The sequence below is a fragment of the Kitasatospora sp. NPDC090091 genome, assembly GCF_044747365.1.
Lineage (GTDB): Bacteria > Actinomycetota > Actinomycetes > Streptomycetales > Streptomycetaceae > Kitasatospora.
On the sequence record NZ_JBIVDY010000003.1, the window covers coordinates 295558 to 315457 of the forward strand.

The window sequence follows — 19900 nt, forward strand, 5'->3', positions numbered from 1 at the left end:
GGCTTCATGCATCAGCCCTGGCCGCGCGGCCGTCCGCCGCACGACGGAGGTGCACATGAAGGACGTGGATGCGATCTTCTTCGATTTCGACGGAACGCTGTGGGATCCGGAGGCCGAGATATTCCGTGCCCATGCGGACACCTTCCGGGAATTCGGTCACGAGCTTCCGGCCGATGCGTGGTCGTCGCTCGTCGGCACCATCGGGTGCGACCTGTGGACGCAGCTCGAACGGGTCACCGGGTGCACGGTGGACCGCGCGGAACTGCAGGAACGGGTCCGCCGCCGGCAACAGGAACTGCTCGGCGGGCTCTGCGGCAGGCCCGGGGTGCACCGTGTCCTGGGAGCGGTCGACGCCCTGGGGATCTCCCGGGGGATCGTCAGCAACTCGACCCGGGAGTGGGTCGCCAGATACGCCCGGCAGTGCGGCCTCGCCGAAGGGTGGAGCACGGTCCAGTGCGCCGACGGAGACCGGGCCAGCGCCAAGCCGGAGCCGAACCTGTACGTCGCGGCGCTGGATTCCCTGGGAATTCCCGCCGAGCGGGCGGTGGCGTTCGAGGATTCTCCCAGCGGCGTGCGCGCCGCCAAACGGGCCGGTATCCGCTGCGTCGCCGTACCGAACTCGATGACCGCCGCGCTCGATCTCCACGAGGCGGATCTGTGTTTCGAGTCGTTCGAGCACGTCGATCTGTCCGGAATCATCGGAGGAAAGTCGATGAAACAGACCAGTACCGCGATATCCACTGCCGCGCCGAAGGCTCCGCCGGGCGCGGACGTCGGAACCGTGCTGCAGCACTACTACTACCTGCCGGACAAGCTCCGCGTGGTCAGGGGCGAGGGCCTGTACCTCTATTCCGACGACGGCCGGCGCTACCTCGACTGCTCCTCGGGGACGTTCAACCTGAGCCTGGGCTATGCCCACCCCGAGATCGTGGAAGTGGTCCGCGAGCAGGCCGGCCAACTCATCCACGTCACCTCCAAGTTCCAGACCGAGCCGCTGAACGCACTGGTGGCGAAGCTGGCCGAGGTCTCGCCGCCGAACCTCACCCGGGTGCACCTGAAGTCGGCGAGCGGCTCCGACGCCAACGAGAGTGCGGTCAAGATCGCCCAGGTGCACACCGGGAAGTCCGACGTGGTCACGCTCTTCCGCGGGCACCTCGGCCAGACCCTCGGCATGATCGGTGCCTCCGGAGCCGCCTTCCGGCGCACCCCCTTCCCCTCGCACCTGCCCGGCGTCGTGCACGTCCCGGACCCGCACTGCCTGCGCTGCTTCTACCGGCAGGAGCGGGCCACCTGCGGGCTGCTGTGCGTCGAGCGGATCAACGACTTCATCGACTACGCGAGCACCGGCCGGGTGGCCTGTGTGGTGCTGGAGCCGATCAGCGGCAACGGCGGCAACGTCGTCCCGCCCGACGGCTATCTGCAGGCGCTCAAGGAGCTGTGCGACGAGCGCGGCATCGTGCTGGTCTTCGACGAGATCCAGACCGGGTTCGGGCGCACCGGCCGGATGTTCGCAGCCGACCACTTCGGCGTCAGCCCGCACATGATGACCTTCGGCAAGGGCCTCGGCGGCGCGGGGATGCCCGTCGCCGGCATCCTGACCGAGGAGCGGCTGACCGGCGTGGAGGGCCACCACATCAACTCGACCTTCGGCGGCAACGTGCTGGCCGCCGCGGCAGCCCTGAAGACCCTGGAGGTCATCGGCCGCCCCGGCTTCCTGGAGAACGTGCGGACCGTCGGTGCGTACGTCATCGACCGGCTGCGCGACCTGGCCACCAAGGTGGACTTCGTCCAGGAGGTCCGCGGTGTCGGCCTGATGATCGGCATCGACATCGTGGACCGCGACGGCCGCCCCGATCCCCGGCTCACCAACCATCTCGCGGAACTCGGCATGGACCACGGACTGCTGCTGCGTACCTCGCTGTACGGGCACGGCAACGTGCTGAAGGTCCGCCCGGCTCTGATCATGACCCGTCAGGAGGCGGACGAGATGTGCGACCTGCTGGAACGACTCTTCCTCTCGGTCTCATGAGGGGCCTCGTCCAGGAGCTGTCCGGACGGATCCGGGCAGCGGTGCGCGACGGGCTGCAGGAGGTCGGCAGCCGCTACGTGGCGGGAACGGCCAAGGGCGGCGACGCGGAGTTCCCCGTCGACGTGCTCGCGGAACGCGCCGCCTGGGACTTCCTGCGGGAGCGGGGCGAGCCGGTGGCCGTCTACACCGAGAGCGAGGGCCTGCGCACCATCGGCCGCCGGCCCGAATACGTCCTGATCATCGACCCCATCGACGGCACCCGCGGCGCCGCCGCCGATCTGGAGATGGCCTGCGTCTCGATCGCCGCGGCCCCCTTCGGCGAGGCGCCCACCATCGGCGACATCCGGTACGCGATGCTCCAGGAGATCAAGACCGGCAACCGGCTGTACGCCGACGCCCACGGGGCCGGGATCGAGGCCGTCGGCTTCCCCGTGCCGGTCCCCCACCTGTCCGCCACCACCGATCCCGAGCGGATGTTCTGGTCGCTGGAGTTCAACGGCCACCCGGCGGAGTTGATGACCGGGGCGTACGGCCACCTGATCGACGCCTCGGCCAACACCGGCGGCGTGTACGTGTTCAACAGCGCCTCCTTCTCCATCTCACGGGTCATCACCGGACAGATGGACGCCTACGTCGACATCGGGAACCGGCTGCTGCGCGACCGCCCCGACACCGAGGCGGACTTCCGCCGGGTGGGCCACGGGAGCATCCTGCACCTCTTCCCGTACGACATCGCGGCCTCGGTGTACCTGGCGGAACGCGCGGGCGTCACCATCACCGACGCCTACGGCAAGCCGCTGCACGACACCCTGCTGCTGGACATCGGCCCGCTGAACCAGCGCTCGTGCATCGCCGCCTGCACACCGCAGCTGCACGCGGCGCTGATCGATTCGATCCGCTGGTAGGCGGCCGTGGTGACCGACCGCCGACACGTCACGACCACCCGGGCGGCCGGGGGGTGGACCGAGGCGGCGGCCCTCGCGGCCGCCGCCGAGACCCTCGGCCTCACGGTCGCGCACGAGATCCTGGACGGCGGCTCCCCCGCCCGGGTCTACCGGACCACCGCCCCGGCCGGGGACGACCTGGTGCTCAAGGTCCTGGTCCCCGCGCCGGGCGCGGTGGACGGCCACGACCTGGTGTCCTTCCGCCACAAGCTGCGCCAGATCGAGCTGCTGCGCACCCTGGCACCACGGCTGGCGGCGCACTACCTGCCGGTCGTGCACTTCCTCGACGGTGACGGGTGGGCGGCGTGCACGACGCCGTTCTACGACTCCGCGGACCTGGCGGCGCCCCTGCGGGAGTCCCCGCCGCGCACCCCGGAGTTCTTCCGGCGGCACACCGCACTCGTCCGGGCCCTGGTCCTGGACGGGTACGCCGCGCGCTCCCACCCCACCCCGGCCGGCCACCTGGAGGAGGTCGTCGTGGGCCGGTTCCTGCGGCGGCTGCCCGCCCTGCGCCGGGCGCTGCCGGCGGACCTGGCGACCGCCGAGCGCATCACGGTCAACGGCGTGCCGTGCGCGGCCCCTCACCTGGTCCTGGAGCGCCTGGCGGGCCGGCTGGCCCCGCTGGCGCCCGCCCGGTTGATGGCCCCGGCCCACGGGGACGCCAACACGCGCAACGTGCTGTGGTGCGCCCGCTCGGAGGCGCCGGAGGAGGAGTTCCGGCTCATCGATCCGCGCGGCTCCGTCCAGCCGTGGGATCCGGTCTACGACCTGGCGAAGACGCTCTTCAGCCTGACCGTGTGGGATCCCGCGCTCCGGACGGGCTTCTCGGTGCACAGGTCGGAGCGCGGCTACGCGGTGGGGTTCCGGCAGCCGGTGTTCCCGGGCTACCGCGCGGCGATCCACCGGTTCCTGCCCCACCTCGCGTCCCACAAAGGGCTGTCGCTGCTGTTCCGTGACGATCCGGGCTGGCCGGAGCGGCTTCTGCTCACCCACGCCCTGCACGTCCTGGCGGAGGCACCGTGCCGGCTTTCGGACCGCAAGCCCAAACCCGACCTGCAGGGGAGGGCGTCCACGCCCGAGGCACTCGCGCTCGGCCACTACCTGCTCGGCACCCTGCTGATCAACGATCTCGTCGACCGCCTCGACCGCACCGGGCACGTGGACGCCGCCGGTCACCTGGCCCTGGTGACCGACCACCTTCCAGGCGGGCCCTAGGTGTGCCGGCCCGCCAGGTGCGCGAGCGCGGAGTCCAGGTCGGGGCCGAGCAGGCGGTGGCTGGTGCTGCGCAGCACCAGCCGCTGCGGGCGCCGGCAGGCGGAGCCGGCCGTCTCCCCCTGGGCGGCCACCACCCGGGTCGGCAGGTCCAGGGCCTGCCGGACCCTGGACATCAGCTCGAACCGGGTCACCACGTCGCTGCCCCCGTAGTGCACGACACCCGTGCGGTGCCACAGCCGGGCCAGGGCCGGGCCGAGGCTGGGAAGGTAGACGGGGGCGCAGACCAGGTCCGTGCGGGCGACGGTCGTCGGCCCGGCCAGGCGGGCCAGGAAGGTGTTCGCCCAGGGACCGCGCCCGAAGACGAGCGGGATCCGCACGACCAGGTGGCCACCCTCGGCGAGCAGCAGGTCCTCGGCCGCCACCTTGGTCCGCCCGTAGACGTTGACCGGGGATCGGGGATCGGCCTCCTCGTACCGGTCGCGGGTGCCGTCGAAGACGTTGTCGCTGGAAAGGAGAACCAGCTTCGCCCCCGAGCCGCGTACGGCGTCCAGCAGGACCTCGACGGGGCGCACGTTGAGCCGGTGGGCCAGGGCGGGGTCGGCTTCGGCCGCCTCCAGGGGGACCAGCCCGGCCGCGTGGACGACGAGGTCGAAGCCGTCGGCCGCGAGCTCCGCCAGCCGGCGCTCGTCCCGCAGGTCCAGCCGGACCAGTCCCGGGACCGGCCGGGTGGCGAAGGTGCCGACGACCTCGTGACGGGGCGCCAGGTAGGTCCACAGGCCGCCGCCCACGAACCCCGATGCGCCGGTCAGCAGGATCCTCAGGCGGGAGTCGGCGGGTGCTTCCCACCCGGTCGGTCGCCAGGACGGGTTCATGTCGGAGCATTCCATAACACTGTTTGTAGACGATCCGCTGGGAGGCTGCGATGAAGGCCGTCGTGTTCGAGGACGTGGGCCTGCCCGGCATCCACGATCGGGCGGTCCCCTCCTTCGGCGCCGGCGAGGTCCTGGTCAGGGTGGCCGCCACCGGAATCTGCGGCACGGACCGGGCGATCCTGCTGGGCGAGTTCCCCGCCCGGCGGGGTGTGGTCCTGGGACACGAGGCGGTCGGCGCGGTGACCGCCGTCGGGGCGGGCACCCGTTCGGTGGCGCCGGGCGACCGGGTGGTGATCAACCCGACCTACCACTGCGACCGGTGCCGCCCCTGCCGCCGCGGGATGCCGGCCCACTGCGGGGCCAAGGAAGGCCGGGAGATCGGCGTCGACCGGGACGGGACGATGGCCGAGTACGCCGTCGTGCCCGAGCGCTTCCTCCATCGGCTGCCGGCCTCGGTGTCCTACCGGCGAGGGGCCCTGGTGGAGCCGCTCGCCTGCGTGCTGAACAACCTCGCAGCGGCGCGGCTGCGGTGGGACGACCAGGTGCTCGTGCTCGGCGCCGGTCCCATCGGGGCGCTGTGCGCGCTCGTCCTGGCCCGGCGCGGCGCCAGGGTGACGCTTGCCGAGCGTGATCAGGGCCGGATCGCCCTCGCCCGGCTGCTGCTGCCGCGCACGGTCCGGGTGCTGGCCGCGGAGGAGGCGGCCGGAGCGGGCACGCCCGATGCGGTCATCGACACCACCGGGTCGCTTCCGGGCGATGTCCTCGGTGCGGTGGCGCCCGGCGGCACCGTCGTGGTGATGGGCGAGAAGGAGGCGGGCGTCGCCACCCTGCCGCTACGGGCTCTGGTGACCAGGGGGATCCGCCTGGTGGGGGCGGGGCCGTACCGGCCGGCCGACTTCGAGCTGGCGGTGGACCTCGCACAGGACCTGCCGCTCGAAGGGCTGGTGACCCATGTGCTGCCGCTCGAACGGTACGCCGAGGCCCTGGCGATGCTGGCCGTCGCACCGGCCGGGCCGGGGCGGGCGGAGGCGGGGCGGTCGTCGGCGCGGCGGTCGTCTACGGCGGGGTACAGCGCCATGAAGGTGCTGCTCGCCACGGACGAGGGCCTCGCACCGTGACCCGCGGCCGAGGGAACGGCACGCGTCCCCGCTTCGTGGACGGGGCGCTGTGGCTGGACGGCCGCCCCCGGTTCCTCCTCGCGGGCGAGTACCCGTACTACCGGGACGACCCCGCGCGCTGGGCGGCCAAACTGGGCGCCCTGCGCGAGGCCGGTCTCACCGTGGTGACCTGCTACGTCCCTTGGCGGCACCACGAGATCTCCCCCGGCGAGGTGCGCTTCGACGGCGACGGCAACCGCGATCTGGCCGGCTTCCTGGAGCTGACCGCCTCGACCGGACTGCTCGCCGTGCTGAAGCCGGGCCCCTTCGTGCACGCCGAACTGCCCTTCGGCGGACTGCCCGACCGGGTCGACCCCGCGCGCGATCCGGAGCGGCACGCCGCCCGGTCCGCCGACGGCCGGCCGCTCTCGTACCAGCGGTTCACGCTGCCCTCGCCGCTGGACCCGACGTTCCTCGCGGACGCCACGCAATGGCTCCGCGCCGTCGGCCTCTTCCTGCGGCCGTACACGCATCCACGGGGACCGGTCGTCGCCGTCCAGATCGGCAACGAGGGCCACTTCGGGGAGACTTCCCTTCCGATCGACGCACTCGACTACTCGCGGCCCGGCACCGACGGCTTCGCCCGCTTCGCCCCCGCCCTGGCCGCGCCCACCCGGCCAGAAGCCCCCACGTCCGCCGACTGGCCGCGCTCCCAGATCGGTTGGGGGCAGTGGTCGGCCGACGTCCTCGCCGCCGGCTTGGCGCGCCTGGCCGCGGCACTCGGGCCGGACCTCCCCGTCTTCACCACGTACTCACCGCCGGCCAGAGCCGACCGCATCCCCGGCCGGGCGGCCGGACGCTACGACGCCTGGCTGGTCAGGAACCGCGTCGGCGCGGCCACCGCGCTGCCGCGCGCCTACACCAGCTGGACGGGCAACGTGCTCGCGGACGACGAAGCGCTGGTCAACTACGTCCTGGCCGCCAAGGGCGGGCGGGGCCCCAACATCGAGGAGAACTGGGGGCTCCGCTGGGCGGAAGCGAGCTGCGCCTTCCCGGTGGTGCCGATCCATCACACACTGCTCGGCGTGGCCTGCGGGGCCACCGGCATCAGCATCTACCCGGCCTGCGCCACCGCCGGCTGGGGCCGACACCTCGCGGTGGACGGCACTTCGCGGACGGAGCCCGCCGGTGACCCCGCGCAGTTCGATCCGCCGTACGGGGACGCCGCCCCGGTCCGGCTCGACGCGGGCCCCGGCCCGGCCTTCGCCGCACTGCAGGTGCTGACCCACTTCCTGGCCGGGCGGCAGGACACGCTGGCCGCCTCCCACCCGGAGCCGGGCGTGCGGTGGGGCGTCCATCCGCCGTACGCGGCGATCGGCGCCTGGGACTGGGCGAGGAACGGGAACCGGCCGGTGCCCTCCGCCGATCGCACCCTGGTGCCCTTCGTCGCCCACTGCCTGCGACGCAACCTGCCCTTCCGCTTGACCGAACTCACCGGCGAGCCGGTACTCGATCCGGCGGCGGGGCCGCTGGCCGCCGTGTCGGGCCGCTTCATGGAGCAGGCCCTGCAACGGCGGCTCGCGGAGTTCGCGGAGCACGGGGGATCGCTGCTCCTGGTCGGGGAAGTCCCCATGACGGACGAGCAGTTGAACCCCTGTACCGAGCTCGCCGACGCGGCGGCGCGGTGCGGGGTTCGTACCGTCCCCCTCGGCGGTGAGCCCGTCGGACCGGCGGTCGAGGAGTGGCTGGCGAGCTGCGGCGCACCCGTGCCGGCCAGGCCGGGGCCCTGGCTCGACCTGCGCAGGACCACCGCCGATCCGCAGGACGGACTCGTCTTCCTCTTCAACCGCTCGGGCGGACCGCTGCGGGCCCGCACCTCGTGCGGGGAGCACCTCGTCACGGCCGACCTGGTCGGGGGCGGGTGCGCCGTCGTCCACGTGTCGCAGGGACGGCTCGGGGCGTGCTACGTCAAGGGACTCAACGAGCAGAGCGGTGCGCAGCTGCCGGTCCGGGTCCGGGTGGGTGGCGATCTGCTCCGGACCGACCGGCCCTGCGACCTGTCCGCGGTCCGCGGACCGAACGGCTTCGAGGTCCGCACCGCCGCAGAGCGGGGCGAGGCCCGGACGGTCCTGCCGGAGGAGTCATGACCTCGTCGTCCCCGGTCGAGGCGGTCGGCGTCGACGTCGGCGCCACCAAGATCGCGGCGGTCCGGCTGACGGCCGACGGCGCGGTGCTGGCGCGGGCCCGCTGCGCCACACCGCGTCGTACGGTGGACGAGCTGGTCGAGGCCGTCGCCGCTCTGGTGGCACAGGTGCGGGGTGAGCCGGTCACCGCGGTCGGCGTCGGGCTGCCCGGGATGGTCGACGCCGGTACCGGGGCGCTGGCCTTCGCGCCCGGTCTGGAGTTCGCGCGGGCTCCGCTCCGCGAGCTGATCGCGGAGGCCGTGGGGCTGCCGGTGGTGACGGACAACGATGCGAACGTCGCCGCGTGGGCCGAGTACCGGATCGGCGCGGGGCGCGGACACGACCACCTGGCGCTGGTGACGCTGGGCACGGGTCTGGGGTGCGGCGTGGTCGTCGCCGGGCGTCTGCTGCACGGCTCGCACGGATTCGCCGCCGAGGCCAGCCATCTGACCGTCGAGCCCGGAGGGCCGCCGTGCGAGTGCGGGAACCGCGGGTGCTGGGGCGTCGCCGCGTCCGGCGCCACCATCGCCCGGCTCGGCCGGCAGGCCGCGGCGGCCCGCCCGGCAGGGCCACTGGCCCGCCTGATCGGCCGGGGTTCGCCGGACGCCGGAGAGGCCGTCACCGAGGCCGCCCGCGGCGGCGACGAGCAGGCGCTGGAGATCCTGGACCGGGTGGGAACGCTCACCGGCGTCGGCCTGGCCGCCCTGGCCAACCTGTTCGACCCCGCCGTGGTGATCGTCGGAGGCGGGCCCGTCTCCGCGGGCGAGCTGCTGCTCGCACCGGCACGTGCCTCGTTCGCCCGCCGGCTGTACGCGCCCGGCGACCGCCCGCCCGTGCCCGTGCTGACGGCCCACTTCGCCAATGACGCCGGTGCGATCGGCGCGGCGCTGCTGGCGCTCGACCGTGCGCGGTGACGCTCACCGGCCGTCGACGGGCTCAGCCCTCCCGGACCGGCCGCGGCGTGGCCGGGGCAGCGAGCAGCGCGGCCGCCGTCCGGAGCGCCTGTTCGGCATCCGGCGCACGCCGCGCGACGGACCGGTGGCGATCATGCCCCCAGGTCTGCCAGTAGCCGCTGATCTTGCCGTGCCGATCGTCGACCACGACGTGCGGCAGACCGAGCAGCAGGCTCAGCAGGTGGCCGTGCAGCCGGTCGGTGACCACCGCCTCGGCGCTGCCGAGCAGGCGGCAGCCGCGCTGGAGCTGGAGTTCGGCATGACGGTCCTGGGCGTCGGTGAGCTCGGCGACCGCCCCGCTGCTCGCCGTCCTCCGGACCTCTGCCGAGGCCGCCTCGATCTGCCGGCGGACGGCCTGTGCCGCGGTGACCCACGCCGCGTCGGCGCCTTCCTGCCCGGTCCAGTCCGTCCGGTACACCCCGGCGGCCGCGACCGGCCCGGCAGCCTCCGGCTCGCCGTGGGCTGCCGACTCGTGGTCCCCGCGGCGCAGCCAGAGGATCCGGTGCTCCGGCCGCGCGAGGCGGGGCAGGCCGTTCATCGCGAAGGCACAGTCAGGCGCGAGCGCGGCGGGTGCACGAAAGGCCCGGCGGGCGATGCGCAGGCTTCGCTCGTCCCGCAGCAGCAGGGTCAGATCGGGGTGTGCGTCGAAGACCGCGCGGGCCCGATCCAGGCCGGCCCGGTCGCCGAAGTGGACTGACTGCGGCAACTGGACGATCCGGTGTCCGGGAAAGGCGCCGACCACACGTTCGCGCGTCTGCTGGTGGCTCGGCCACAGGTCGCCCAGGTTGCCGCCGCCGGTGAGCAGGATGGTGCCGCTCGGCAGCCGCGCGGCGAGGGCTCTCGCACAGAAGTCGTGGTGGTCGGCGGTGTAGACGACCTCGGCGCCCAGCTCGTCCAACAACGCGCGCACCCCCAGCCAGATGGCGCTGTCGCCGACGTTGCCGTAACGCGGGAAGCCCAGCAGCGCGCAGCGGCTCGACGGCGCGACCAGGGCGCCGAGGGCTTCGGCGAGTCGGCTCCTGATGCCGGCCCAGCGGCCGAGCCCGTTCACCGCGCTGCCTCCGTCCGTGGTACCTGGCCGTAGCGGTTCGCCGCCAGCTCGGCCGCCGCCGCGAGGTCCGGGCGTCCGCGGGCGCCGGCGTCGAGTCCCATCTCGCGCATGGCGTCGCGGTGGTCCGCCGAGCCCATCGGGACGTTGCGGAGCCGGTCGAGGTCGAGCACGTCCGGCAGCGTCCGGCAGCGCCGGAGCACACCGGCGAGCTCAAGGGCGATCATGGTCCGCAGGCACTTCTCGCAGACGCCGCAGTTGTGTCCGGGCCGGCTGCGCCAGCACACCGTCAGGTGCTGCAACGCGAGGTCGGAGCGGGAGAGCTGCCGCGCCACCTTCTCCGCCCTGGTGGCGTCGGCACCGTCGTGGACGATCTCCAGGGCCTCGTTGGACCACAGGTGGTCGAGCACCGGGTGCGAGCCGTACGGCGGCAGATGACGGTACTCGAAGCCGGCCGCGATCAGGCACCGGCCGAGCAGGCCCTGCAGCGCCAGTGCGGTGCTGCCGAGCGCAGCCCCGTGGAAGTCCTCCCAGCGGACCAGCGGCGCTGTGAAGGCGCGCAGGTTGGTCTCCACCACGACGGCCCGGCAGTCGCTCCTCTCGGCCACCATCCGGACCCGGTCGATCAGTTGGGTGTGATCCGGCCCGGCGTGCTGCTCGAAGTTCACGGACAGCAGATCGGTGACCGCCCGGTGGCCGGGCTCCGAACGGCGCCCGCCGTCCCTGAGCAGGCTGTAGAAGCAGTCCACGCCCAGGGTGAAGAACAGCCCGACGGCATCCTGCCCTCGCTTCGCCTCGACGAGTTCGCCCGCCGTCACCGTGACCTTGCGCAGGTACTTCCACCAGGCTGCGTAGATCTCCATCACGGTCCGCGCGGACCGCAACAGCCGACCGGAGACCGGGGCGTCGACCACCAGGTCCTCGCCTGCGCTCATGGCCGGCATCAGCAGCCCGGCGAGGAAGGCGTCGCCGCGCTCGGGCAGCCACTCGCCGTCGCCACCGTGCACGGTGAAGTGGAGTCGTTCTGCCGCGAGTGCCGCCTTCGACCGGACCGTCGCCGACAACCGCCAGCCCCGCGCGGTCGGTTCGCGCCTGACATCCTCGACGATCATTCTCCTCCGCCCTTCCGGCCGGGGGCCGGCTCGTGTGGCCTGCGCTGCGGTCGTCCGGTCGTCGCGGTCCTCGGGGGTACGGTGGCCGCCACCCTGGCCGGGGCCTGCGCCGGATGGCTCTTGATCGCACACGATCCGTTTCTACTGGATCAGCGCACCCCGCCCGGTCAGCAGCGCACCGCGCGCCCGGCATTCACCCGCGCGGGTCAGCCGGAGCGGCGGAATCCCGATCCTTGAGAGCGGGCCGGCTTCGCCGATCGCAGAGGACTCCGCGAGTCCGACGCTCCCGCCGGACTCGAAAGGGCCGTTCACGACGCCGGCATCGTGCGCAGGCAGTCCCTGTGCCCCCGGAACTCCTGCCACTCATTCGGGTGAACCCGGGCGCACGGTCCGGCGAGGACCGGGATGAGCCGTGCGGGTGGGTGATGATGTCGGACGGTTCGCCTGAGAACTGTTCGAGCGGCGGCATCCGGCTGCTGTCCCGGGCGAGCTCCCTGTGAGAGAGGAGCGTGATGACGGTTCCCGCTGTGACGGAAGAGGTCGAGGACTTCGTCGACCGCTGTGTCCCGTTGACCGGCTTCCCCACGTTCGACCTGTACGCCACCGGCATGGCCGAGCGCTATCTGGAGACCGCGCGGAAGCAGGTCGGCGCGGCCGCGTTCGCGGAGTTCTGGGCCGCCTGGTCGACGGCCCTCGACGAACGCGGCGGTCCGCAGGACCTGTCTCCCGTCCACCTGGAGGTGGCCCGGGCGCTGACCTACCTGTGGCTGACCGGTGCCTGGCCGCGACTGGCACCGGCCGCGCACGCGGCACTGCGCCGCCAGATGGCGAACGAGGAGTTCGTGGTCGCGCCGGAGGCGTACGTCGAGGGCCTGGTGTGGCGGACGTTCCACGGGCACCCGGCCGGGGCCAAACCCCCGGGCTTCGGCACGTGGGCGGTGCCACCGCCGCCCCAGCCCACCGTGGACGGTCTGCGCCAGGACCTGGACCTCGGCGACCGGTCGGTCTTCCGCACCGGGCTGACGGACGAGGTCGCGCTGGACGCCGTCCCCGTCCACCTGCTGCCCGGCTACCGCGCCTCCCGCGCGATCCCGCCGTCCGCCGTACCGACCGCCGCCGTGCGGTCCGTCGCCCCGGAGGAGCACGCATGACCGAGACCGTGAACACCGTCAGCGCGGACGAGGCCGTCCGCCGGCGCTACGACGTCGTCATCGTCGGCGGCGGCTGGTCCGGCAGCCTGATCGCCAAGGAGCTCGGCGACCTGGGCTGGAACGTCCTGATCCTGGAGGCCGGCAACGCCGGCACCGAGACCTGGCCCGGCTACCTCGGCTCGCTCTCCACCTTCCACTCCGCCGTCGCCAAGGTCCCCAACTCCGCCTACCGGCGCAGCGTCGCCGCGCCCTACCCGGACGTCCTGGACCTCGCGCCGGTGCGCAACCCGGAGCCGGGGCAGCCGGAGTTCACCGCGAGCGGCTACTTCGTCCAGAACGGCCGGCTGCCCTACGGAACCGACTACCTGCGCGAGTTGGGCGGCGCGGCGATGCACTGGCTCGGCGCGGTGCCGCGGATGCATCCCGAGGACCTCGCCACCGAGCAGTACGGCTACGGGCGCAGCTGGCCGATCGATGCGGCGGAGCTGCAACCCTGGTACGCCCGAGCCGAGTTCGAGATCGGTGTGGCCGGGAACGCGGACGACCAGCGGGCGATCGAGGTCGTCACCGACCCGGACTACGTCTACCCGATGCACCAGATCCCGGCCAGCTACATCGACCGGTACTGCCAGAGCCTCGACGGCACGCCGATCGTGGACGACCTGACGGCCGATGAGTACGAGCTGCGGGTCCGGAGCCTTCCGCAGGCCCGCAACTCCACCCCGGACCCGGACTACTCCCCCGTCCCGTACCGGCCGGAGAGCGCCGTCGGCCTGCCCAACTACGGCGAGCGCTGCGTGGGCAACGCCAGCTGCGTGCCGATCTGCCCGGTCCAGGCCAAGTCCCACCCGCTCCGCCAGCAGGCCCGGTTCGCGAAGACGGTCTCGCTCGCCACCCGCTGCGTCGCCACCCGGGTCCGTCTGGCGGGCGCGACCAGGGGCGGCCGGGTGAGCGGGGTGGAGTTCCGCGCCTACACCGACCCGGCCTCCCCGGTCAGCCGCTCGTACGTGGTCGAGGCGGACCTGGTGGTGCTCGCCGCGCACGCCGTCGAGAACGCCCGGCTGCTGCTGTTCTCCGGGCTCGCCAACGGCAGTGACCAGGTCGGCCGCAACCTGATGGACCATCCCACCATCCTCAACTGGGCACTCGCCGACGAGAAGCGCGGACCGGTCGGCCCGTTCCGCGGGCCGGGGCACACCTCCGGCTGGGAGGCCTTCCGCTTCGGCGAGGGACGCAGCAAGCGGGCCCCGTTCCGGATCGAGATCGGCAACTGGGGCTGGGGCTGGGCCACCGGCGCGCCGATGAGCAACGTCGCCACCGCCCTCGGCATCGGCGGCGACGCGAAGGGTGAGGTGCGGCCGGACGGTGTGTTCGGGCCGGAGCTGCGCAGCCTGCTCGGCTCCGCCCTCGGCCGGCAACTCCAACTGCAGATCGCCGTCGAGCAGTCGGCGAACCCCAACAACCGGGTCACCATCGACCGCCGCTACCGCGACGCCATGGGCAACCTGCGCCCGGTCATCACCTACGACCTCGACCAGCACACCCGCGACGGGCTGTTCGCCGCCCGCAAGGTGGCCCAGAAGATCTTCGGCCACCTCGGTGCCACCGACCACACCGACCACTCCCCACGTGACGGCGTGCCCCCGCTCGGCCACTTCGAGCACACCTTCGGCGGAGAGACCCTGCACCTGGCCTACAGCGGCGCGGGGCACGGCGCCGGCACCCACATCATGGGCGACTCCGCGGCCACCTCCGTGGTCGACGAGTACCAGCGCACCTGGGAGCACCCGAACCTGTACGCCGTCGGCTGCGGCAGCATGCCCTCCATCGGCACCAGCAACCCCACCATCACCATGCTGGCCCTCGCCCTGCGCAGTGCCGAGCAGATCCACCAGGACCTGCTCCTGGAGCGGCGGCCGGCCGACCTGCGCGGCACCGCGGGGGACACCACGGACGCGGAGGTACCGGCATGATCACCGCCCTCGAACTGGACGAAGCAGGCTTCGGCGTCCCGAAGACGCTGCCCGAGCTGCGCAAGTACCTCCAGGCGGCGATGGAGGTGGAACACCTGACCATCCCCGTCTACATGACCGGCATGTACACCATCCGGCCCGGCACCAACCGCACCGCGTACTACGCGATCCGCGCCGTCCTGCTGGAGGAGATGCTCCACATGACCCTGGTCGCCAACCTGCTCAACGCGGTCGGCGGCAGCCCGGTGGTCGACTCCCGCGTCGTCGCCGAGTATCCGGCCAGGCTGCCCTTCAGCGGCGACAGCGTGCCCCGGATCGGCCTCCAGCACTTCTCCCCCGCCGCCCTCAAGACGTTCCTGAGGATCGAACAGCCGAAGAGGATGACCCCGGGCGGGGGCGCCGAGCCGGGCTCCGGCTGGACGTCCATCGGCCAGTTCTACGACACCGTCCGGGCCGGTCTGGAACACCTGATCAAGACCCTCGGCCACGACGCGGTGTTCACCCGGGAGAAGCCCGGCCACCAGGTCGGCCCGGAGGACTTCTACAACTCCGGCGGCGAGGTCTTCCGCATCGACGGCCGCAACTCGGCACTCGAAGCCCTGGAGACCATCACCGAGCAGGGGGAAGGGGTGAGCGACACCATCTGGAACAGCAACAACCGGTTCGGTGAACAGCGCGAACTCGCCCACTACTTCCGCTTCAACGAGATCTACACCGGGCGCAGCTACGGCCCCGACGACCGCCCCAAGGACCAGCCCAGCGGCCCGCTGGTCGACGTCACCTGGGACGACGCCTACCCGATCCTCGGCGACTCGAAGGTCGCCGACTACAAACGGTTCGAGACCACCAGCGCGGTGTACGCGCAGGCCGTGGCGTTCAACTCCCGCTACGCCGTCCTGCTCGGCTTCCTCAACTCCGCGTTCAACGGGCGTCCCCGGGACCTGGCACTCGCCATCCCCACCATGCTGGAGCTGCGCGACCGCGCCGAGCAGCTCTACCGCAACCCTCACCCCGACCCGGAGGCCGCCGCCCAGGGCCGCTTCGCCAGCGCCACCTTCGAGATCACCGGACGGGAGGACGACCTCGCCGACGCGGAGGTCCGGCGCAACATCGAGGCCGTGGCGCTCGAAGCGGGCGCACCGATCGACCTGTCCGCCCTGGCCTCCGACTCCACCGAGGCCTTCGTCTGACCGTGCAGTCGAGTCGTGCCGGCGGCACCCCCGGCCCGCGGACGGTGCCGCCGGCACGCGTGCACGGGCACGATCGGTCCGGCTGCGGAGCGGGGACTCGGGCCGGTGCGCGTCCGGCAACGGACGGGCGGCGACCGCAGCCGAGGCCGCAGTCGTGGCCGCCGTGTCCACTGCCGCGACGGCGGGAGGCCGCGGCTGCGGCGATCGGGTGCTCGGATGCCGTAGGGTCGGCCAATGGCGAAGTACTTCGACGTGCACCCCGAGTCCCCCCAGCCGCGCACCATCGGCACCGTGGCCGCCAGTCTCCGGTCCGGGGCCCTCATCGCGTACCCGACCGACTCCTGTTTCGCCCTGGGCTGTCGGTTGGACAACCGCGAGGGCCTCGAACGGATCCGGTCGATCCGGCGCCTCGACGAGCGCCACCACTTCACCCTGATGTGCGAGGACTTCGCGCAGCTGGGGCAGTTCGTCCAGCTCGACAACAACGTCTTCCGCGCCGTCAAGGCCGCGACGCCGGGCAGCTACACCTTCATCCTCCCCGCGACCAAGGAGGTTCCGCGCCGGCTGATGCACCCGAAGAAGAAGACGGTGGGCGTCAGGATCCCCGACCACACCGTGGCCAGGGCCCTGCTCGCCGAACTCGGTGAGCCCCTGGTCTCCAGCACCCTGGTGCTCCCCGGCGAGGACGAGCCGATGACCCAGGGGTGGGAGATCAAGGAGCGCCTCGACCACGTGCTGGACGCCGTGGTGGACTCCGGCGACTGCGGCACGGAGATGACGACGGTCGTCGACTTCTCGGGCGGCGAGCCGGAGATCGTCCGGCGCGGGGCCGGCGACCCCACACGCTTCGAGTGACGGACCGGACACACCTGCCCCGGACTCCGCCGGGCCGTGTGGCCCGGCGGGTCGGCGAGAGTCATGAGCAGCCCACAGCCGGGCGGCACGACGCAGCCCGGCCTGGGTCGACGGCCGTCCGGCCGGAACATGACCGAGGTAGGCGCTCGGATCCCGTGTGAGTTCCTCACGGGGTCGAGAAGCGCCGCCGACGGCCCTCGCATCGGCCCACCGCGCCCGGCCGCGGACAGGTAGCGTGCCGGTATGACGAGCAATGACATTCCGGTGACGGTGGAGCAGATCGGCGCGGCTCTGGCCGCGTTGGGGGCATACGACGGCGACAACACACCGGCCGAGCACGCCGCAAGGGCAACGCAGTTCAGCAGCCCCGACATCTACCGGCTGCATCTGCTCAACACCCTGCTGGGCAAGGTGCAGGGACAGGCGAAGCTCGCCGACGACGCCAGGGACGACGGCGAGGAACTGTTCACCACGTGGCTGGAGCAGTTGAAGGGCGCCGGCACCTGGGACTCCCCGGCCAAGCAGGTGTCCTTCCTGGGCTGGCAGGTCCGGCGGGTGGGCATACCGCTCTTCCTGCTCGCCAACGACCCGGACACCGGGCCGATCGTGGACGCGGCCGCGCAGGCCGCCGAGGCGCTGCACATCCTGCTGGGCGTGTGCGGCACATTCGAGGAGGCGGACCCGGCCGTCGACTTCGTCGCCATCATCAACCAGGGCGAGATGTTGAATGTCAGCCGGGAACTCCTGGCGTCCGCCGTCGCCAACACCGACACCGCGCTGGAGACGTTCAAGTAGGCCGCCCGCAGCCGTCCCGACCCCGGCGGTGCGGTCCTCCCCCGCCCCGCCGGCAGGCGCCGGCGGCCGGCCAAGCTCTCCGGCGGCGTTCCGACCCGGTCGGCCGCCGGGACACGGCTACGGTGGGGCGCAGCAGAACTCTCGGACGCAGGACCGGCGAGCGGGGAGAACGATGGCGGAGCAGTACTTCCAGGCACGGGTCATCGGCAGGGTCGAGTCGTCGCTGCTGGAGCGGCGCGACGCGCCGAAGCAGGGTGACGAGGGCGGGCCGGAGGCCTGGCTGGCCTTCGACGCCTCCGTGGAGCGGGGGCTGCAGGAGCTGGTCGTCGGGCAGGAGGTGCTGCTGCTGACCTGGCTCGATCTGGCGGACCGCGGGGTGCTCGCCGTCCACCCCCGCGGGGACCTCTCCCGGCCCGAGACCGGGGTCTTCGCCACCCGCTCCCCGGACCGCCCCAACCCGATCGGCCTGCACCGGGTCACCATCGTCGCCATCGAGGGGCGGCGGGTCCGGGTCAGCGACCTGGAGGCCATCGACGGGACCCCGCTGCTGGACGTCAAGCCGGTCCTGCCCCGCAGCGGCGAACGGTAGCCACCGCCCCCTGCCAGGTACTCCGAATCGGGCATGCACGATCATGAGCTGATGGACACTCACTTCCTCGGCATTCCCGATCTGGTCGAAGCGCCGACCGTGGCGGTCGTGGTCGACGTCATGCGCGCCTTCACCACGGCGGCCTGGGCCTTTGCCCGGGGAGCGGAGAAGATCGTTCTCGCCGGGTCGCTGGACGAGGCCCTGGCCCTCAAGGCCGGCCACCCGCATTGGGTGGCACTCAAGGACGGTCCGGCCGCGCCCGGGTTCGACCTGGTCAACTCGCCGGGCCTGCTGCGGTCTGCCGACCTCGGTGGACGGACCGTCGTGCAGAAGACCACGGCAGGGACGGTCGGCGCCCTTGCGGTCAAGGAGGCGTCACTGGTGCTGTGCGCCGGCTTCGTGGTGGCGGAGGCGACAGCACGGCTCTTGCAGGCACGCAGGAGCGACAGTGTCACCTTCGTGGTCACCGGCGAGGACGGGCTGGCCGACGAGGACCTGGCGTGCGCCCAGTACATCGCCCGGCGGGCCGGCGGGACTGGGACGGATGCAGCCGACTACCTCCGCCGCGCCGGCGAGTCGCGGGCCGCCGCCGAGCTGGCGCAGGGCGTGCGCCAGGGAGTCCACCCCGACGACGTCGCGCTCTGCCTTGAGCTCGACCGGTTCCCCTTCGCCATGGTGGCCGCCTTGGAGGACTCGCGCATGGTCCTGCGTCCGCGGGCGGTGCCTTCGCCGACCACGATGTCCCGATCCGGCGGCAGGTGAGGTCCGCCGCTCGCCCGACAGGACGCCGAGGAAGGTCTGGCCCGGACAGACAGCGACTCGGCCGACTTCGCAGGCTGGACCTTCGTCCTCAGCAAGATCCGGCTCGGCGAGGGCGACGGCAAGACGGTTTCCACCACTGCCAAGGCCACCGACGGCGCCGGTGACTGCAAGGCCACCACCGCACGGGGCACGACGTCACCGACGGCTCGTGACGTTCGGCCCCCTACGACGCCGCGTGGTAGGCGCGGGGGTGTTCCAGGGCGGGGTCGGTGTCGTCCTCGCTCCAATCGAGTGTCCGGTGGACAGCGACCACGCCGTCCACCGTGCGGCAGAGCCGCTCGGTGACCGGGATCAGGCTGCGGCGGGGAAGTCTGCCCTTCAGGGTGACCACGCCGTCGTGCACCGCCACCTGGACGTCACCGGGGGCGAGCCGGAGGGTCTGCCCGAGGACCTCGTGGTTGATCTCCTCGCGGATGGCGGTGTCATGGCGCAGGAACACCTGGAGCAGGTCGCGGCGGCTGACGATGCCGACCAGGCGGCCGATCTCGTCGACCACGGGCAGTCGCTTGACCCTGTGCCGGTCCATGGCGCGGGCGGCCTCGGGCACCGACCAGCCGGGGCGCGCGGTGACGGCGGGGCTGGTCATCAGCCCGCCGGCGGTCTCGGCCTCGGCGCGGGCACGGTCCTTCGCGTCCAGCCAACGACCCGGGGAACGTCCCTCCGGGTCGGGCAGGACGGCCGCCTTGCGGATCAGGTCGGCCTCGGACACCAGGCCGAGCGGCCGGCCCTGCTCGTCGACGACCGGGATCGCGGTGATGTCGTTGCGGTGGAACAGCGCCGCGATCTCCTTGAACGGTGTGTCGGGCCGGGCGGTGACGACCTCACGGGTCATCACGTCACTGACACTGCGGTGCTGCATCGTCCTCACTCCTTCTCGGAGTCCTCGGCAGAGCTTTACGAGTTGGGTCCCGCTTTCACTGTCCGCCCGCTGCACGCCGGCCGGACAGGGCCGGAAGGCCCCGGCCACCAGGGTCGGACCGACCCGGTCCGGCGGGGAGGGCCGGCAGGGCGAGTCGGCGCCGCCCGAGGGTCCGCCGGGGCCGACCGGCCTGCCGACCGGTCCCGGTCGGCC

Annotated in this window: 17 protein-coding genes; 13 read left to right on the forward strand and 4 right to left on the reverse strand. The window is 72.7% G+C overall.

The window, feature by feature from the left end:
- The first annotated feature begins 55 nt into the window (after nucleotides 1-55).
- From ACIPSC_RS06890 to ACIPSC_RS06900, 3 genes are read left to right on the forward strand one after another with little or no spacing between them, the layout of a single operon-like run.
- Complete coding sequence (locus tag ACIPSC_RS06890) at nucleotides 56-2029, forward strand: aminotransferase class III-fold pyridoxal phosphate-dependent enzyme (RefSeq protein WP_400823756.1); 1974 nt, start codon at nucleotides 56-58, stop codon at nucleotides 2027-2029.
- On the forward strand, nucleotides 2026-2934 hold the full coding sequence (locus ACIPSC_RS06895; protein ID WP_400823758.1) for an inositol monophosphatase family protein: 909 nt from the start codon (nucleotides 2026-2028) through the stop codon (nucleotides 2932-2934). Before ACIPSC_RS06890 ends, ACIPSC_RS06895 begins: the two co-directional genes overlap by 4 nt.
- Nucleotides 2935-2943: 9 nt before the next feature.
- Nucleotides 2944-4188 carry a hypothetical protein gene (locus ACIPSC_RS06900; RefSeq protein WP_400823760.1) on the forward strand — a complete coding sequence of 415 codons (1245 nt, stop codon included), beginning with the start codon at nucleotides 2944-2946 and terminating at the stop codon, nucleotides 4186-4188.
- On the opposite strand, the gene ACIPSC_RS06905 is transcribed toward ACIPSC_RS06900, so the two are convergent.
- Nucleotides 4185-5075, reverse strand: coding sequence for an SDR family oxidoreductase (locus tag ACIPSC_RS06905; RefSeq protein WP_400823762.1), 891 nt, complete (start codon nucleotides 5073-5075; stop codon nucleotides 4185-4187). The genes ACIPSC_RS06900 and ACIPSC_RS06905 overlap by 4 nt on opposite strands.
- Nucleotides 5076-5110: 35 nt before the next feature.
- Between ACIPSC_RS06905 and ACIPSC_RS06910 the strand changes: the two genes are divergently transcribed.
- Genes ACIPSC_RS06910 through ACIPSC_RS06920 form a run of 3 tightly spaced genes read left to right on the forward strand, consistent with a single transcriptional unit; the run spans nucleotide 5111 to nucleotide 9254 of the window.
- Nucleotides 5111-6178, forward strand: a complete 1068-nt coding sequence (locus ACIPSC_RS06910; RefSeq protein WP_400823764.1) for a zinc-binding dehydrogenase — start codon at nucleotides 5111-5113, stop codon at nucleotides 6176-6178.
- Nucleotides 6175-8304: a beta-galactosidase gene (locus tag ACIPSC_RS06915; protein ID WP_400823766.1), complete on the forward strand. Its 2130-nt coding sequence runs from the start codon at nucleotides 6175-6177 to the stop codon at nucleotides 8302-8304. The genes ACIPSC_RS06910 and ACIPSC_RS06915 overlap by 4 nt, the downstream gene beginning before the upstream one ends.
- Complete coding sequence (locus ACIPSC_RS06920) at nucleotides 8301-9254, forward strand: ROK family protein (protein ID WP_400823768.1); 954 nt, start codon at nucleotides 8301-8303, stop codon at nucleotides 9252-9254. The genes ACIPSC_RS06915 and ACIPSC_RS06920 overlap by 4 nt, the downstream gene beginning before the upstream one ends.
- 22 nt (nucleotides 9255-9276) lie before the next feature.
- Here ACIPSC_RS06920 and ACIPSC_RS06925 read toward each other — a convergent pair whose 3' ends face one another.
- Nucleotides 9277-10344, reverse strand: coding sequence for a polysaccharide pyruvyl transferase family protein (locus ACIPSC_RS06925; protein WP_400823771.1), 1068 nt, complete (start codon nucleotides 10342-10344; stop codon nucleotides 9277-9279).
- Nucleotides 10341-11453 (reverse strand): hypothetical protein, encoded by a 1113-nt coding sequence (locus tag ACIPSC_RS06930; protein WP_400823773.1) that lies wholly within the window; start codon nucleotides 11451-11453, stop codon nucleotides 10341-10343. Before ACIPSC_RS06930 ends, ACIPSC_RS06925 begins: the two co-directional genes overlap by 4 nt.
- 512 nt (nucleotides 11454-11965) lie before the next feature.
- Here ACIPSC_RS06930 and ACIPSC_RS06935 point away from each other — a divergent pair.
- From ACIPSC_RS06935 to ACIPSC_RS06965, 7 genes are all read left to right on the forward strand, one after another.
- A complete protein-coding gene (locus tag ACIPSC_RS06935; RefSeq protein WP_400823775.1) occupies nucleotides 11966-12604 on the forward strand; it encodes a hypothetical protein in 639 nt (212 codons plus the stop codon).
- Nucleotides 12601-14577, forward strand: coding sequence for a GMC family oxidoreductase (locus ACIPSC_RS06940; protein WP_400823777.1), 1977 nt, complete (start codon nucleotides 12601-12603; stop codon nucleotides 14575-14577). Before ACIPSC_RS06935 ends, ACIPSC_RS06940 begins: the two co-directional genes overlap by 4 nt.
- On the forward strand, nucleotides 14574-15767 hold the full coding sequence (locus tag ACIPSC_RS06945; protein ID WP_400823779.1) for a ferritin-like protein: 1194 nt from the start codon (nucleotides 14574-14576) through the stop codon (nucleotides 15765-15767). Before ACIPSC_RS06940 ends, ACIPSC_RS06945 begins: the two co-directional genes overlap by 4 nt.
- A gap of 234 nt (nucleotides 15768-16001) precedes the next feature.
- On the forward strand, nucleotides 16002-16622 hold the full coding sequence (locus tag ACIPSC_RS06950) for an L-threonylcarbamoyladenylate synthase (RefSeq protein ID WP_400823781.1): 621 nt from the start codon (nucleotides 16002-16004) through the stop codon (nucleotides 16620-16622).
- A gap of 243 nt (nucleotides 16623-16865) precedes the next feature.
- Entirely contained in the window at nucleotides 16866-17417 is a 552-nt protein-coding gene (locus ACIPSC_RS06955; protein WP_400823784.1) for a DUF6245 family protein, read from the forward strand.
- 172 nt (nucleotides 17418-17589) lie between these two features.
- Nucleotides 17590-18006: a tRNA (N6-threonylcarbamoyladenosine(37)-N6)-methyltransferase TrmO gene (gene tsaA / locus ACIPSC_RS06960; protein WP_400823786.1), complete on the forward strand. Its 417-nt coding sequence runs from the start codon at nucleotides 17590-17592 to the stop codon at nucleotides 18004-18006.
- A 51-nt stretch (nucleotides 18007-18057) separates the two neighbouring features.
- Nucleotides 18058-18768 carry a 2-phosphosulfolactate phosphatase gene (locus ACIPSC_RS06965; protein ID WP_400823788.1) on the forward strand — a complete coding sequence of 237 codons (711 nt, stop codon included), beginning with the start codon at nucleotides 18058-18060 and terminating at the stop codon, nucleotides 18766-18768.
- 223 nt (nucleotides 18769-18991) lie between these two features.
- Here ACIPSC_RS06965 and ACIPSC_RS06970 read toward each other — a convergent pair whose 3' ends face one another.
- Nucleotides 18992-19687, reverse strand: coding sequence for a CBS domain-containing protein (locus ACIPSC_RS06970; RefSeq protein ID WP_400823790.1), 696 nt, complete (start codon nucleotides 19685-19687; stop codon nucleotides 18992-18994).
- Nucleotides 19688-19900 lie beyond the last annotated feature (213 nt).